This is a genomic window from Microcoleus sp. AR_TQ3_B6 (assembly GCF_036702785.1).
GTDB lineage: Bacteria > Cyanobacteriota > Cyanobacteriia > Cyanobacteriales > Microcoleaceae > Microcoleus.
Genome location: NZ_JAUBVJ010000037.1, coordinates 1 through 15,764 on the forward strand (window position 1 = coordinate 1; position 15,764 = coordinate 15,764).

Sequence of the window (15,764 nt, forward strand, 5' to 3'; positions counted from 1 at the left end):
CAACAGTCAACAGTCAACAGTCAACAGTCAACAGTCAACAGTCAACAGTCAACAGTCAACAGTCAACAGTCAACAGTCAACAGTCAACAGTCAACAGTGAACTCGAAATTACTATTCCGATGCTAACGGATTTGATATGATTCGGATTTTGCTAGTGGACGATCGCCATATTATTCGCCGGGGAATCAAGAGCATCCTGGAATGCTATTCTGATATGCAGGTAATTGGTGAAGCTGAAAACGGACAGGAGGCGATCGACCAAATCCCCATCCTACAGCCCGACATTGTGCTGATGGATATTCGGATGCCCGTGATGGATGGCGTAGCAGCAACCGGGGCGATCGTACAATCTTATCCCGATACAAAAGTCCTGGTTTTAACCACATTTGATGACGATGAATATGTCAGCCAAGCCATGCGGCTGGGTGCAAAAGGCTACCTGCTCAAAGATACCGAACCCGACGAACTTGCCTTAGCGATTCGCGCTGTTTATAAAGGACACACCCAACTCGGCCCCGGATTGTTTGAAAAAGCCCTGATGACTCCTGCTGCAACTAATCCGACGGTTGTTTCTCCGCCAGAATTAGAGCAACTTACGCCCAGAGAATTAGAAGTGTTGCGTTTAATAGCTTCGGGCGCCAACAACCGAGAAATTGCTCAAACCCTATTTTTGTCGGAAAACACGGTAAAGAACTATGTAACGAATATTTTGAGTCGGTTAAATTTGCGCGATCGAACTCAAGCCGCACTGTTGGCTCATTCACTCTTCAATAATTAGGAACTTATTGATACCTGAAAGTGGCAATCAAAGCCTTGCTCAGAGACCGATTCAGCCACTTTATTACCGCCCGGTTTTTTACACCCACCAATCCGCACCAGTAGCCCACAAAATCATCAACTGTTTCGCTCTTGGCCGTAAGCTTGCCAAGCCAAATCGACCAGCCCGTTAACTATCGCGACAGCCACCACCGCAGAACCCTTACGGCCCTCAATCCGAATGTGAGGAATCATCGAATCGTGCAGCCGCGACTTCGCCACGTCAACCCCCACAAACCCAGAAGGAGTCCCAATCACCAAAGCCGGTCGAATTTCCTCAGATTCAATCAAATCTACGATCGCCGACAAAGCAGTTTGAGCCTGGCCCACCACAAAAATCCCCTCAGGATAGCGTCTTGCCAAAGTTTCAATCCCCCAAGCCGCCCGCGTCCTTTCCTTTTGGGGGCGTGTCAAAGCCTCCATCGAACAGTAAACCGGATTCGCAAAGGTACTTTGGATCAAGGGCGTAATGCCCACCTGCACCATCGGCACATCTACCACGATCGTAGTCCGAGCAGCCAAAGCCGCCGCCCCGGCTTGCAAAGCCTGATCGGAAAAACTAATTAAAGACTTGTACTCAAAATCAGCAGTCGCATAAATCACACGGCGGACTATTTCGTACTCCGCCGCTGAAAAACCGTGGTCGCCAATTTCGTTATCAATTAATCCCAGACTCTGGGCATCGCTTACGTGCCATTCCATTTGTTGGATAGCTGTCGCCTGTGAGTTATCAGGTATCAGCTTACCAGCTTTTTGTCATTAGCCATTAGTCATTAATTAGTAGTTATTGGTTAGGATCAGGTTTTTGGGCCATTTGGGTCGCCAACAAATAATCTCAAGACTTGCGCGCGTGGCCCATCACCTTGGTTTTTTCACAGCAATACTTCGTTACAGCCAGCCTCCAAGGTGAAAAACCCGGTTTTTAAGAGTCGCAGCCCGTCCAAAACTGAACCTGAAAACGAGACGATCGCACTGGTCTCTCGGCAGCCAACGCTCCCCATCCGGGTCGAGGGCTCAGCCCGGGACGATCGCACTGCTAAGTTTCCGACGACGACGAAGAAGAATTGCCCAGCACCGGAGTCAGGAAAGCCACCAAAGCTCCGATCGCAAAACCGGCCACATTCCGAAACACAGGCAACCAGTCAGAAGTCCGAGTCACCACCGGCCCGAGTCCGAAAGCGAAAAACAGAATGCCCCACAGCGGTGAAAAAATCAGCGCCCACTGCCAAGCCACAACCTGTCCCGGTTTCCGAGGCTGAGCCGCAAACCCGCAGATGACGCCGCCAACCACCGACGTAATTAACGTCAGAATCCACTGTTCCCTCGGCAAACCGGGAACCACGCGACAGCCGCCCTGACGCAAACAGCCCTCTATCGACTCCAAAGATTCAATAATCGCTCGATCTTCGCCATTGTCCCGCACAAAAAATTGATTGCCGTAGCGGGTTTGCAGTTCCACCCAAAAAGTTCGCGGCAGCAGCGGATACAGCGAGTCGCCCACATTAAAGTTGAGAAAATTGCCCCCTCGGGGGTCAGCGACTAATAACACACTCTTGTTATCTAGCCCCCAATAACTTTTGACAGCCAAACCAGGCGTGCGATCGTACTGAGTCAGCACTCGCAGTTTCCAGCCGGTTTCGGCTTCAAAGGCGTTTAAATTTTTTGCCAAACCCTCTTCTTCAATATCCGTGAGGGCTTTAGCTAAATCAATAATCGGCGTCTGAGTTGACGGCAACAAATCGGGATTGTTGAAAGCGTGAGCCTCCGGTGCGATCGTCCACACCGACAAAGCCAGAAAAAATGCGGCAACAGAGGCTAGAAATTTTCGCGGGAAAAGCTGTGACATAGGAACTTGTAATCCGGGTCTTAATTGTGAATACTAGCTGGCGGTCTTAACCAAAGGATCAGAGAAAACTCATATTTCTTTACAATTATTTACTTTACAGGAAGGGGAGAGCAAGGGGAAGGAAAAAATAGTTTTTGAGAAAGGGGGAGGGGGAGAGGGGGAGAGGAGGGGAGGGGGAGAGGGGGAGAGGAGGGGGGGAGAAATTAGCGATCGAGCTCCTCAAGGGGGTGAGTAACATCCCCAATCGAAAATCAACTGCATCCCCAATCGAAAATCTAAAATCCCCAATTGAAAATCAACTGCATCCCCCAATCGAAAATTGAAAATCGAAAATCTAAAATCAATTTGGTTTGGCCGCCACCCCGTCACAGAGATGTCGATCGCGATCGCTCACATTAGGATTAGTTCTCAGATAATCGCCCACCCAGTCGCAGCCCCTCACCAACAAATCGTCAAGATCCAAATTCCACAAAATCACCCGATTATCTCGGCCAGCAGAAGCCAGAACCTTCCCATCCGGGCTAAAACTCACGCTCATCACGCTATCCTTGTGACCCGTCAAAGTTTTTAGCAAAGTCCCGCTGCGGCTCCAAAGTTTCACCTTATGATCGTAACTGCCCGAAGCAACCAACAAACCATCCGGGCTAAAAGCAACGCTAGTCACGCTGTCGCTAGAACCCTTGAGCAGAGTCGCCACCAAAGTCCCGTCCACCTTCCACAATTTCACCGAATTGTCGTAACCCGCCGAAGCCAGCATTTTGCCGTCAGGGCTAAAAGCAACCCCCAACACAAAACTGTTGTGAGCCCCTTCAAAAGTTCTCAGCAAACGACCGTCCCGATTCCAGAGTTTTACAGTACCGTCATCGCTTGCAGAAGCCAGCATCGAGCCGTCGGGACTGAAAGTCACCCCAGTCACCCAGCCTTGGTGTCCCGTCAAAGTCTTAATCAACCTGCCGTTTCTCGTCCAGAGTTTAACAGTCTTGTCCTTGCTTGCCGAAGCGATAATCTCGCTGTCGGGGCTAAAACTCACGCTCATCACGCTGTCGGCGTGGCCGTCGAGAGTCCACAGCACCGAAGGCGAACACGGGAACAGGGGAGCCGAAGGACAAGGCAGAATATTATTCATGCCATCTTCTTTCAAACTCCAGATTTTCACCGTTTTGTCGTAACTCCCAGAAGCAATTAGTTGACCATCCGGGCTGAAACTGACGCTGGCGACTCTCTGAGTGTGTCCTTCCAAGGTTTCGAGCAAAACTCCCGTGCGGCTCCAGAGTTTGATAGTTTTGTCCGTAGAAGCAGAAGCCAGCCTTTGGCCGTCGGGGCTGAAAGTAACGCTTTGCACCCGGTTTTGGTGTCCCTCGAGGGTTTTGAGCGGCACGTCATCTAGCCGCCACAGCCTGATAGTTTTGTCAAAACTTGCCGAAGCCAAGGTTTTGCCTTCCGGGCTAAAACTCACCTGAGTAACTCGATCGGCGTGTCCCTCAAAAGTTCTTAGCAAGCGGCTCTCCGGTTTAATGTTGCTAGCATCGGTTGGGCGTTTGTCGCCAACACCAGCAAGATTCCAGAGTTTGACAGTCCCGTCTGCACTTCCAGAAGCAAGTGTTTGACCGTCGTTTGAGAAACTGACACCAAATACCCACTTGCTGTGTCCCCGCAAAGTTGCTACCAGTTCCCCGTCCCGCGCCTGTGTTGAATTTTGTCTGGTTGGGTGTTTTAGTGCAGCGATGCTCCAGATTTTCACCGTTGTGTCTTCACCCCCACTGGCGATCGTTTCACCGTCGGGGGAGAAACTGACGGTGTAAATTTTCGAGGGTTGTCTGTTTTCGCTGTGCCACAAATTAGCGATTAACTTACCGTCAGAACTCCACAGTTTCACACTACCGTCATCGCTCGCCACAGCGATTATTTTGCCGTCGCGGCTGAAGCTGAGCCAATTTACGGGAGCAAATTGTTCGATCGTTCGCAGCAGCGTGCCGTCGGTTTTCCAAAGTTTGATAGTTTTGTCTGTAGAGGCACTGGCGATCGTTTGACCGTCAGGGCTAAAAGCAACGCTGGTAACGCTATTAGTATGCCCTGTGAAAGTTGCCACCAGCGTGCCGTCAGTTTGCCAAATTTTGACAGTTTTATCTAAACTTGCCGAGGCTATGGTTTTGTTGTCGGGACTGAACGCGACACAGGAGACGCTGTTAGTGTGGCCTTTGAAAGTTGCCAGCAAACTGCCATCCCGCCGCCAAAGTTTGACGGTTTTATCTACACTGGAAGAAGCTATTGTTTCGCCGTCTGGACTGAAACTAAGACCCCAAACTACATCACCGTGTCCCTCTAACCGGTTGCGTTCTTTGACTCCATAAACAGCCTGCTGGAGGGCGGCCGAAATCAGAATTTCCGTGTCTTTGAGAGTATACATTTGTTGGGAGTGTTCGAGCTGTCTCCACTTTTTACCAGCTCTCAAACTTTCCATCATAGCGTCAAATTTGTTGTTTGAGAAATAAAGTGCTTCAGAAGCTGCTGTGAGGGTACTGATTTCAGCTCGCTGAGTTTGAGCGACAGCTAGCTGTTTTTGACCCACAGCCCGCCACCAAAAGTTTACGGCGGCGATCGTGGAACTGGTTAGCAGCAGTACGCCGATCACTGCTAATCCCAGCAGTTGTTTGAGAAAAGTATTAGCTCGGTAGAGCTGTGCTTGGCTCATCTTTTTGTCCGCTTCTGCTTTGTGCAGTCTGGCTTCTAAGCCGAATCTTTGGCGGATCGGCCGCACTAAATAGTCGTGTACCAATTGATAGCGGTCTTCTGGGGCTTCCCGCAGCAGAAATAGCAAACCGTGACCGACTAAAATGTCTAAAATTAAGTCGAGGTTGTCGGTTTTCTTTTGTCGGCTTTCTGGGTCTTTTGCGAACTGTCGCTGTAGGGAAATTCTGCCGATGCTGCCGATCGCCGATAATTCGGTTTCGCGGGCATCTGCTGGCTGCTGGCCTGTAACTAATGAGAGTTCGTGTTTGGTTTTTATCAGCCGAACGCCTCTTTCATCTGTCAAGGAAAACAAAATTTTCCAAGCTGCATCTTCGTTAACTGGCCCGCAATCAGAGATGACTCTTTCGAGCGATCGCTTCACTAATTCCGCTTTGGGATTGTCCCCCAATTGTTGGTATTGTGCTAGACTTGTAATACCTTCTTCTTGCAGTTGCGCTCCCACTACCTGCAATTCGATAGGTCGCACTTCTTGCAGTTCGTCTGCTAAATCTTCCACGAAGGCATCGATCAGTGCCGGCTCTAAATAAAATTCCGCCCGTTCCGTTAAGTGTCCGATGACAGCCCGCGCGTCTTTGATAGAAAAACTGCGCAGTTGGTAGCGGATGCTTTTATCGAGAATATTATTGTTAATAGCGTCAAGATTTGGGAAGCGATCGCAATCTAGTAAGTAGTGTAAATAATCTTCACGCAAGCACAGAATTACCTTAACATAAGGCACATTCAAAAACAAGCGCAAAAATTTATAAAAAAGTTGTCTTTGTGCCACTGAGGTAGAAACAAAGAAAAACTCTTCAAATTGATCGAAAATCAGCACAGTCAACAAATTATTTGTGGCATTTTCGCGCAACTGCTCTAGAATAAAAGAAGAGACTTCCGAGCTACGAGCAGGAATAACCGAGCCACTTCTTTTGTGGATTTCCTGTACTCCTTGGGAGATTAATTTACTTTCTTCTTCGGCTTGCTTGTCGTACAGTGCGCCATTCAAAGCATTTTCTAACTCGACCAGCCAGTCGGTGTAAACTTTGACTACTACGGGCAATGTATCGCGTGCGCCCGGAGTAATATTTTTCAAAGCTGGTACTAAGCCGGCATTGACTAAAGAACTTTTCCCGACGCCGCTGGGCCCGTGAATAATAGTTAATTTATGGTCGTCCCTGCTAATTCTTTCTAGCAAGCTATTGATATCTGTTTGGCGCGAGTAAGCTGTCATGGACGCTGCGATCGCGGCTTGATTTTGAGCTGAGGGACCCGAAGGATTGACGGCTTGTCGCTGCTGCTGCAATTGGCTGGCTCCGATAAAAGCTCTAAATCCGTATTGATATTCGATGGACCGCTGGGTTTTTTTAATCCGAAACGCTTTCAGATACTCTCCCTGCTCGAAATAAACAGCTTGCAGTTCCGTCAAAATATCGATGTAAAGTCGGGGGTCGTACTTCGGCTCGCTTTGAGATTGAGCCAACTCCAAAGAATGAACCGCCGCTTCCCACTGGCCTAGCTGTCGCAAACTGCGGGCTAAAAGTAAAAGATACGAACTCCTGTCGGATTTGGGATGTTGGATTTTAGATTTAAGTTCGTTACTTGACTCGTTAGTGCCGACAAATTCTGGATAATTTCCCTCAAACCCCAATCTCAAATCTTCAATCAGCAATCTCAAATCATGAGGCGTTTGATCCAAAATCGCCAAAGCCAACTCGGCTAGCTGGCGGGCTTGACTCCACCTCGACTCTTGCAGGGCAACTTCAGCCAAAAACCCGTAATCTTGAGCTAGTTGGCTGGGAGTACCGTAAGTGAAGTGCAGCTGCAAAGAATTTTCAGCTAATGCTTGCAACTCTCCCCAAGCTTTCAGGCGCTGCAGCACTTGTCCGAGGTGTGCTGTCACCTCAGCTACCAATTCGAGGCGTGAGGCCAGGGAGAAAGCGTTTCTAGATTGTTCGAGGCTAATCCAAGCTTGTTCCCAGTGGTGGCGGTTGGCTACCGGATTTCTGGCTGCTTGCAAGCGGTGACACAGGGCTATGTGAAACAGCACTATGCCTTCTCTCTCTAAAAATAAAATATTGGGGACAGGATTCGACAAGGAAGAGAAGGTTTGTGGGTTTTCGCCATGTTCCAAGTTTGCCAGTTCCAAGTTGCCGGTTTGCTGCTGCCAAAATGCTAAACTTTCTTTGTAGTGAATTAAGGCAGTTTCGGTTTGGTCGCTGACGTAGTAATCTCGACCGAGAACGAATTGCAGGCTGGCTTTGAGTGCGGGTTCTAATTCTTGACCGCGATTTTGTAAATCTCTTAAAGCTAATTCGAGTTCTCGGCGTGGCAAAGAGCCGATCGCCAAATCGAGGGTATTGCCCGGACTCAAGGGCGAATAGGAGTGGACATCTGATTGTCGTTTGTTTTGGGGTGGAGAGTCAAAGGTGAGAAAGCGTTCTCCGGGGCTGATTTCGCGCTCCAGGGCGCGTTTTTCGCACCTGGTACGGCAACTTTCAAAACTAGCGAGGGCGCCGACGGTGCTGCTGCCGAGTTCTTGATTGAGTTCGCCTACTTTAAATATAGTATCGGCTCGCCCAGCGAGGAAATTAATTAATTCGTCAACGGCCATTTCAAATTTAATTGTGGCGGCGGCCCAACTTTTGAAATCCGGGGCCAGGCGAATCATTTTGGTCACTATCTCATCTGTTACCCACAAAATCACCGGGCAGGAAAAATTTTTGCGAAATTCGTCTCGCACTTGATTGGTAGAGGCCATCAGTTCGTCGATGGCTACTACTGTTTCTAAACCGAATACCATCAAAGCCGAGGCGGAACCGACAGGCGAATACCCCTCCTGGAAAGTGCTTGAAAGCAGGGTAGTGTAGAGGGTTTTGACTGAAGCTGGCAGGACGATATCTTGAATTGGAACTGGGGACGCTTCTCGCAGCCGCTGCGCTATTTGCTGCCGCAACTGCTCGTAGTTGCAGCGCACCAAAATTAGCGAGAATTGGTGTTGAGACATCGCGATGGATCTTACCAGAGTTTTGAGCGATCGCTCGTTGTAGTTGGCAGTTTCTTGTACCTTAATTAGATCTGTCATGCGTGCACCTCTTTTGCATAAATCAATTACCTAACCCTCGCCCATCGTGACAGAAAGCGTATTTCTACAGAGATACGCGTCTGGGGTCAGAGGCTTTGTATCTTTAGAAATACGTACTTTTCCCTACTTCTTGTATCAATACTTACATAGTTATTAGCTCCAATGTAAAGATATCATACCTCTCAATCTCAGAGAGTGCGAGACATCACAAGAAAATTTAAGCCTGCCTAATAAAATTTTTAGTCAGCTACAGATAAATTACTACAGAGCCTAAATAGCCAACCGCTAAATTTATGATAATACCGACGACTAGCTATTAGTAAACAACTCCAATATATCTGTAGCAGGCATTTAGCACAACAGCCCAAAAAATAGTCGTCCGGGATGGGATTATTTGAAATTAAGAGCAACAGGTAAAAACAGACATAGGGGGTCTGCCATTACAGATATGAGAGTTGAGAGTGGGGAAAGTCCTTGGTGGCGGCAAAGTTTTACGCGACAATAACATCCGCGGCAGATAGCCCGCATTCAACAAAAATCAGCCAGCGGCAAAAACCGCTGACCGAGGGCTGTATTGGACTGTAGGAGTTGGGAGTTGTGAGGGGTGAATTTTAAGTTAAAGAGTTTCCAAGTCACTGGTGGGCAAGGGCGATCGAGAGTCGCGAACAATCTCAAAAATCCCAACTATTTTGGCTCAATGCCCTGCCGCCACTCCTTATATTTTGTGGTTTCTGCTAGGGCTGGATTGATGCCAAACCAGCGACCTTCTTGATCGCGGTATTCAAAGACAAACATACTTCGCAACAAGATTTGAGACTCTTCCTCGCCGGTTACACTTTGTCGGGTGACGACTTGAAACAGCAATTCCCATTCCATGTCATTGATGGCTCCCAAAAGGTCATCGCGATATTCTTGAATGACGCTTTCGAGGCATTCGCGAGAGAAGGGAGGGTCTTCGTGCTGCAAACAGCTATACAAAAGCATCAGTAGATTGCGAACGTGACCGCCGCTAATCCGGCAAAGCCGGTCTAAAGTTTCGGGAGAGTCAAAGACCTGGGAAATCAAATCGATGCGTTGATGGGGAGCAACAGCGGGGAAAGCTCTAGCTAATACTAGCTGCCGCAGCAGTGCCATTCCTTCCTTGTGGTCGTTGCCCGATCGCATTTGCACCGGTACCATGGGCATCACCTTGGGCTTGACTCCAAATCGACTGGCGAGGCGACCGAAGTCGTTGGAAAAAATCAAAGTCAGGGGAATCGTGTAGACGACATGGCAATTGAGTTTTTTCAACTGTTCGCCGCGGTCTAAAAACAGGTATTCTGGCTGGGTGCGTCCGCTGGGTTTGAGGGAGGCGTCGAGGCGGTCGAGGTTGTCAACGATGACTGCAAGCCCTTTTTTTCCTTGGTGCTTGAGTTCGGCGTTAGCTCTGTTGAGGAGTTCTTCGTTGATGGACTGCAAGATGCTGTTGGTGCGGGGTTCGAGATATTGCCGGAGTTGCGATCGCAGTTTGGGAGAGTCTTTAGTTTTAGCAGTAACTCTAGCAATGCCTACAGATAACTCGGCTTCCGCTGACAAATCTATGGGAGTCTGCAAAAATTCTGCCACTTCTGCAAACAGATTTGTAAAATAGCTCGGTCTGAGTTTGATTTTAGCTGATTCCATAGTTTCGCTGACTTGGCGCGCAATGCTCAGCAAAATATCGCTGATGTCTACATCACCCATGTCTAAGTCTTGGGAAGACTCGAAGTAAACGACGCAAAAACCCTCTTGCTCTAGCTCAGCTTTGAGTCGAAACAATTCCGTAGATTTGCCACACCCTATATGTCCTGTAAATAGCTGACAGGTTGGCTCGTTGGGGGAGATGCGGGTAATGGTTCGCTGTAAAGATTCAATGATTTTGCCGCCACGCACGGAACCAAAATCAATGTAGTATTGATAATCTCCTGGGTCTCCCGCAACAAGGGTCTTGCTCGGGTTGCAGGCTTTATAGAATCTGTCTAATTCGAGTGGGATCACAATTGAAGCCGAATAAAAGTTAAACAAGCTAATCGAAAGTCTAAACTTTCTTTGCTTGAGTTTAGTTGGATTTGTAACCTTTTGCCCTGTGGGGTAAGGCCCTAAATACCCAAGTAACCTTTATCTGCTAAGTGGCTTGGACGGCGCTGGAATTGTGGATTTTTAATTAATAATTTTTAATTACCTAGCTTTGCAGTGATTTTACTGATCTTGGCAGGAGTCTGGGTAAATTTGCGGGGATCTGGTTAAATGGTAGGGGAGAATGGGGCTGCTTGAGAGAGAGATTAAACAGTTTTGAATTTGTGCTAATCCTTAATTACTATATTGTCAAGAGGTAGATGGCTAGTTTTGGAGCGGTTTCTAAAACAGAGTTAGGGCGCAGGCGCCAAAAGTTGCGGCAGCTCCGTCGCGCTCGATTGGCGGCTGTTGTGTGGCAAATGCTGGCAGCGAGCTCAATCGCCGGGGGTTTGCTATGGTGGATTGCTCAGCCGGCTTGGTTGATTGCCCGATCGGAGCAAGTGAAGGTGGAGGGCAATCAGTGGCTGTCGGACAAGGCGGTGCGGTCTTTGGTGCCGCTGTCTTACCCGCAGTCGCTGTGGGGGATTCAACCGCAGGCGCTGGCAGAAAAACTGGAGTCAACGGGGCCGATCGCCAAAGCTAAGGTGACTCGCAACTTGTTTCCCCCGAGTTTGACTATAGAAGTGGCAGAACGGCTACCGGTGGCGGTGGCGCAGCCGACGGCGGTGTTGAGATCCAACAGCGATAAGGAAAAAGTGGGGTGGCTAGACGCTCGCGGAGGTTGGATGCCGTCGGAGAGCTATACTGCTACTGTGCGATCGCACAATAGTTCGATCGGGCCCGGCAGCATTCAGGGACCTGGGCCTGTGCGTTCTTTGCCAACTTTAAAAGTCATCGGGCCTTTGGAACTGTACCGCGCCTCTTGGCCGAAGTTTTACCAAGGACTTAGCGGCTTGACGGTGAAAGTGTTTGAGATTGATTGGCAAGACCCGAACAACTTGATCTTAAAAACAGAGATCGGTACCGTACATTTAGGGCCGTACAGTTCCAGGACTGCGGAGCAACTTAAGGTTTTAGACCGAATGCGACAATTGCCTTCACAGCTAGATTCAAGCCTCATAGCCTACATTGACTTGAAAAATCCTGCTTCCCCGATCGTCCACTTGCCAGAAGTACCCGGCAGTTTGGATAGTTCAACTCCCGCACCAACTCGCGCCCAGAATTGATCCTCTGTCCACAGAAGCTAGAAGGTATCGATCGGCTGGCAGAATTTTTACCAAAATAATGCGTTTAAAGCCTCCCCCTTTTAGGGGGGCTTTTTTGTGATAGGATATTTGCGTAGATTTTTTCCACGCAAATGATAGTCCTAGAGTTCAAGGCTAAGGGAAAAACAACTCAATATGCCGCTATTGATGAGGCGATATTGACGGCTCAATTTGTCCGCAATAAGTGTATCCGCTATTGGATGGATAACCAAGGCGTAGGACAGAAAGAGCTGTATCGTCTTAGCAAGACGTTGAGAGAAGAATTTCCTTTTGCTAAAGCCTTAAACTCAAGTGCTTGCCAAGCATCTGTTGAAAGAGCCTATAGTTCTATAGCTCGGTTCTACGACAACTGCAAAAAATCTATTCCAGGGAAGAAAGGCTATCCAAAATTTAAGAATAATTGCAGCGAGGTGGAGTACAAAACTTCAGGATGGAAACTTTCCGAAACTAGGAAACAAATCGCTTTCACCGACAAGAAAGGGATTGGCAAGCTCAAGCTCAAAGGAACGTGGGATTTAAACTTCTATCAACTACATCAGATTAAACGAGTTAGGTTGGTGTCTCGTGCCGATGGCTACTATGTTCAGTTCTTGGTTGATGCTCAGAACAAGGAAGCCTTGAAGCCAACAGGGAAAACTATAGGACTAGATGTAGGAATCAAAGAGTTCTACACCGATAGCAATGGACACACGGAACCTAACCCAAAGTTTTATCGGGCCCGAGAGAAACGGTTGAAGTTTCACGGGCGCCGTGTTTCTCGTAAAAAGAAAGGCTCTGCTAACCGCAAGAAGGCTATTAATAAGTTAGGGCGAGTACACCTCAAAATAAGTAGGCAATCGTGTTGCAACACGCCAAGAGAGTGGCGCGTTGCGTAATCCAATCTAACGATTTGGTCGCTTATGAAAATTTGAGGATTAAGAACTTAGTCAAAAACCATTGTCTCGCCAAGTCTATTAATGATGCAGGTTGGTTTCAATTCAGAAAATGGTTAGAGCATTTTGGCCTTAAGTATGGTCGGATAACTGTTGCAGTCAATCCGGCATATACTTCCCAGCAATGCTCTAATTGTGGCACTCTAATCAAAAAGTCTCTGTCTACAAGAACCCACATTTGTGAGTGTGGATTCGTGTTAGACAGAGACTGGAATGCGGCTATTAATATTCTGGAGCTAGCTTTGAGTACCATAGGGCATATGGGAACTTGGGTTTTAAACCCGAACGCTTCCGGAGATCTAGCCTCTACAGTTTTAGGTGCAAGCCTATTTCAGCAAGCTGGGTCGTTGAGCGAAGAATCACCGCACTTTTAGGGCGGTGAGTGTCAAGTACAAGTGCCTTATGCACAAGCGCCTTGATGGGGTGAGTCGATATTTAGATGTGAGACGGGGGGGTGAGACGTTGGGTGAGACGGGGGCGTGAGCGCGAGGCGTCGAACTACTAGACGATTTGAGATTTACTCCATAGAGGAATGTGGGAGCTTGAACAAGAGTCTAAAATTGGGATCTCTCCACGACACGAGTCGGGGGCTTATATCCGTTTTTGGGCGGGGTCAAGCCAGGTATGGGCTAGCGAGACGGGCAAAATCCGAGAGTGCTAACATTGAGCCTCGACCAGTGTTAGTTTTTCGCGCAACTTAGCCTATAGTTGATTGTGAATTGGCGTTTAGTTAACAAGCTGTAATCTACTATCCCCGACTCTCATGAAGCTTAATAATAGACAGGGGTCTGAGCAAAACAGTCCCCCTTCGGAAGAAGTAAAAAATTTTCCGGTGGCTGCAGATTCCGCCAATCCCTTTAGACGCAAGTCTGGTTATGTAAATGTAGATAGTATTGATATCGATCCTATGGTCAATCCCAAAGACATAATGCCCAGCAGTGCCGCCAAAATCAAAGTAATTGGCGTCGGCGGCGGTGGGGGCAACGCCGTTAACCGGATGATTGCTAGCGAGGTTTCTGGTGTCGAGTTTTGGTGCGTGAATACAGATTCCCAAGCTCTGGTTCTCTCAAATGCTCCGAAACGCTTGCAAGTAGGACAGAAGTTGACGCGCGGTTTGGGCGCGGGGGGCAATCCGGCGATCGGTCAAAAGGCTGCGGAGGAATCTCGCGACGAGGTTGCTAATGCTTTGAATCACGCGGATTTGGTATTTATCACGGCCGGCATGGGCGGCGGTACGGGGACGGGCGCGGCTCCGATCGTGGCTGAGGTGGCTAAGGAAATGGGCGCTTTGACTGTGGGCATAGTGACGCGGCCTTTTACATTTGAGGGACGGCGGCGCACCAGCCAAGCTGAAGAAGGGATTGCCGCTTTGCAAACCCGGGTGGATACGCTGATCGTAATTCCTAACGACAAGCTGCTGTCTGTGATTTCGGAACAAATGCCGGTGCAAGAGGCTTTTCGAGTTGCTGACGATATCCTGCGCCAAGGGGTTCAGGGTATTTCTGACATTATTACTATTCCCGGTTTAGTGAATGTTGACTTTGCTGACGTGCGGGCAGTAATGGCGGATGCGGGTTCGGCTTTGATGGGCATAGGCGTGGGTTCTGGCAAGTCGCGGGCTAGGGAGGCTGCGATGCAGGCTATTTCTTCGCCTCTGCTGGAAGCTTCGTCTATTGAAGGCGCTAGAGGTGTGGTATTTAACATTACTGGCGGTACTGACATGACGCTGCACGAGGTGAATGCGGCGGCTGAGACGATTTACGAGGTTGTCGATCCGAATGCCAATATTATTTTTGGAGCGGTGATTGACGAGCGGCTTCAGGGGGAAATTAAGATTACTGTGATCGCTACTGGTTTTTCGGGAGAAGTTGCGTCGCCTCCGCCTCCGGGGCGGACGCAAAATGTTAATGCTCCTTGGCGGGCTGCAACTGTGCCGGTGGCTCCTGCTCAACAGACGCCCGATCCGAAAGCGAAACCGCCGCAGGATTTGGGATTGGATATTCCTGAGTTTTTGCGTAACCGTCGCCCGCCAAGATGATTTTAGATTTTAGATTTTAGATTTTAGATTGGGGATTTTGGGATTTTAGATTTTAGATTGGGGATTTTAGATTGCGGATTTGGCATTGAATCTCCAATCTCCCATCTAAAAAATCGAAAATATCGAGCATCTAAAATCTAAAATCTAAAAAATCTAAAATCTAAAATCTAAAATCTAAAATTTCCAGGGTTTGGCCTGGTTCGGGTTCGAGGAGTTGGGTGGAGAGCCCCGATTTTGCTAGTAAATCGCGAAATTCGGGGATGCTGCCGACCGATCGCACTAACATTGGTAAAATGCCTGTGGCTCGGATGTCTCCCGCCGCTGTGGGCAAGAAAAACCGAGGTTTCAGTGTTTGGGCGAGGCTGAGGGCTTCATCCGGACCGATGATGACTTGTCCGAGGAAGGGGAAGATTTGACCGATGACTGGGGCTATGGCTACGTCTACTGTGTCTATTTTCTGTTTGACTTTTTCTAATGGTGGCAGGTGCGGTTCGTAATAAAGTGTCTCGCCGCTGCTTAAATCTTTGAGCAAATAGCCGTTTTCTTCCTGTCCCGGCTGGATTTCGGCTCCGGGTACGGCGGTAATTTGTAACTTTTCTTTAAAATTTAACTCTTGCCAATTTGCTAAAGATGTGATATGAGTGTAGCCTAAACTGCTGAGGACTTTGGCGGCGCTGGGTGAGGCGATCGCGGGAATTGTGCGATCGAGCTGTTCGAGTGTTGGTCTGTGACAGTGGTCGTCTAATCCTTGGGAAATTAGGATGAGGTCGATCGGCGGTAAGGTGCTGGGAGTGAAGGATCCGGGGGTGTTGTGGTAGGCGGTGAACAGCCAGGGTTGACCGTAAAATACGAGGGGATCTACTAGCCAGGGATCGACGAGGATTGTTTGGCCGGCGATGTGGAAGATCCAAGAGTTGAGGTCGATTCGGGTGATTTTCACAGGTGTTTGCAATAATTCTTTACATTTGTTTTAATCATAGCTAATTTTGTTGGGGAATTTTTAACCGCAGATGAGGGCGGA

General features: G+C 48.6%; 8 protein-coding genes and 1 pseudogene. 4 read left to right on the top strand and 5 right to left on the bottom strand.

The features are described 5' to 3' along the window. The first annotated feature begins 136 nt into the window (after positions 1 to 136). On the top strand, positions 137 to 778 hold the full coding sequence (locus QUB56_RS18270) for a response regulator transcription factor (RefSeq protein WP_332957052.1): 642 nt from the start codon (positions 137 to 139) through the stop codon (positions 776 to 778). 116 nt (positions 779 to 894) lie between these two features. Here the strand turns inward: QUB56_RS18270 and QUB56_RS18275 are convergent, their stop codons facing one another. From QUB56_RS18275 to QUB56_RS18290, 4 genes are all read right to left on the bottom strand, one after another. Beyond that, positions 895 to 1,518 carry a precorrin-8X methylmutase gene (locus tag QUB56_RS18275; RefSeq protein ID WP_332957054.1) on the bottom strand — a complete coding sequence of 208 codons (624 nt, stop codon included), beginning with the start codon at positions 1,516 to 1,518 and terminating at the stop codon, positions 895 to 897. Between the two features lie 334 nt (positions 1,519 to 1,852). Beyond that, the gene (locus QUB56_RS18280) at positions 1,853 to 2,662 is read right to left on the bottom strand and encodes a TPM domain-containing protein (RefSeq protein ID WP_332957055.1); all 810 of its coding nucleotides are present in this window, start codon (positions 2,660 to 2,662) and stop codon (positions 1,853 to 1,855) included. Between the two features lie 340 nt (positions 2,663 to 3,002). Then, a complete protein-coding gene (locus QUB56_RS18285) occupies positions 3,003 to 8,474 on the bottom strand; it encodes a WD40 domain-containing protein (RefSeq protein ID WP_332957056.1) in 5,472 nt (1,823 codons plus the stop codon). Positions 8,475 to 9,158: 684 nt separating this feature from the next. After that, positions 9,159 to 10,490: an ATP-binding protein gene (locus QUB56_RS18290; RefSeq protein ID WP_332957057.1), complete on the bottom strand. Its 1,332-nt coding sequence runs from the start codon at positions 10,488 to 10,490 to the stop codon at positions 9,159 to 9,161. A gap of 338 nt (positions 10,491 to 10,828) precedes the next feature. Between QUB56_RS18290 and QUB56_RS18295 the strand changes: the two genes are divergently transcribed. The 3 genes and pseudogenes from QUB56_RS18295 to ftsZ all read left to right on the top strand — a co-directional run bounded on the left by QUB56_RS18295 (position 10,829) and on the right by ftsZ (position 14,743). Then, positions 10,829 to 11,734, top strand: coding sequence for an FtsQ-type POTRA domain-containing protein (locus QUB56_RS18295; protein WP_332957058.1), 906 nt, complete (start codon positions 10,829 to 10,831; stop codon positions 11,732 to 11,734). 131 nt (positions 11,735 to 11,865) lie between these two features. Beyond that, positions 11,866 to 13,079 (top strand): annotated as a pseudogene (locus QUB56_RS18300) (RNA-guided endonuclease InsQ/TnpB family protein). Between the two features lie 389 nt (positions 13,080 to 13,468). Then, entirely contained in the window at positions 13,469 to 14,743 is a 1,275-nt protein-coding gene (gene ftsZ / locus QUB56_RS18305; RefSeq protein ID WP_332957059.1) for a cell division protein FtsZ, read from the top strand. 160 nt (positions 14,744 to 14,903) lie between these two features. On the opposite strand, the gene QUB56_RS18310 is transcribed toward ftsZ, so the two are convergent. Continuing rightward, positions 14,904 to 15,683, bottom strand: coding sequence for an MBL fold metallo-hydrolase (locus QUB56_RS18310; protein WP_332957060.1), 780 nt, complete (start codon positions 15,681 to 15,683; stop codon positions 14,904 to 14,906). Positions 15,684 to 15,764: the final 81 nt, after the last annotated feature.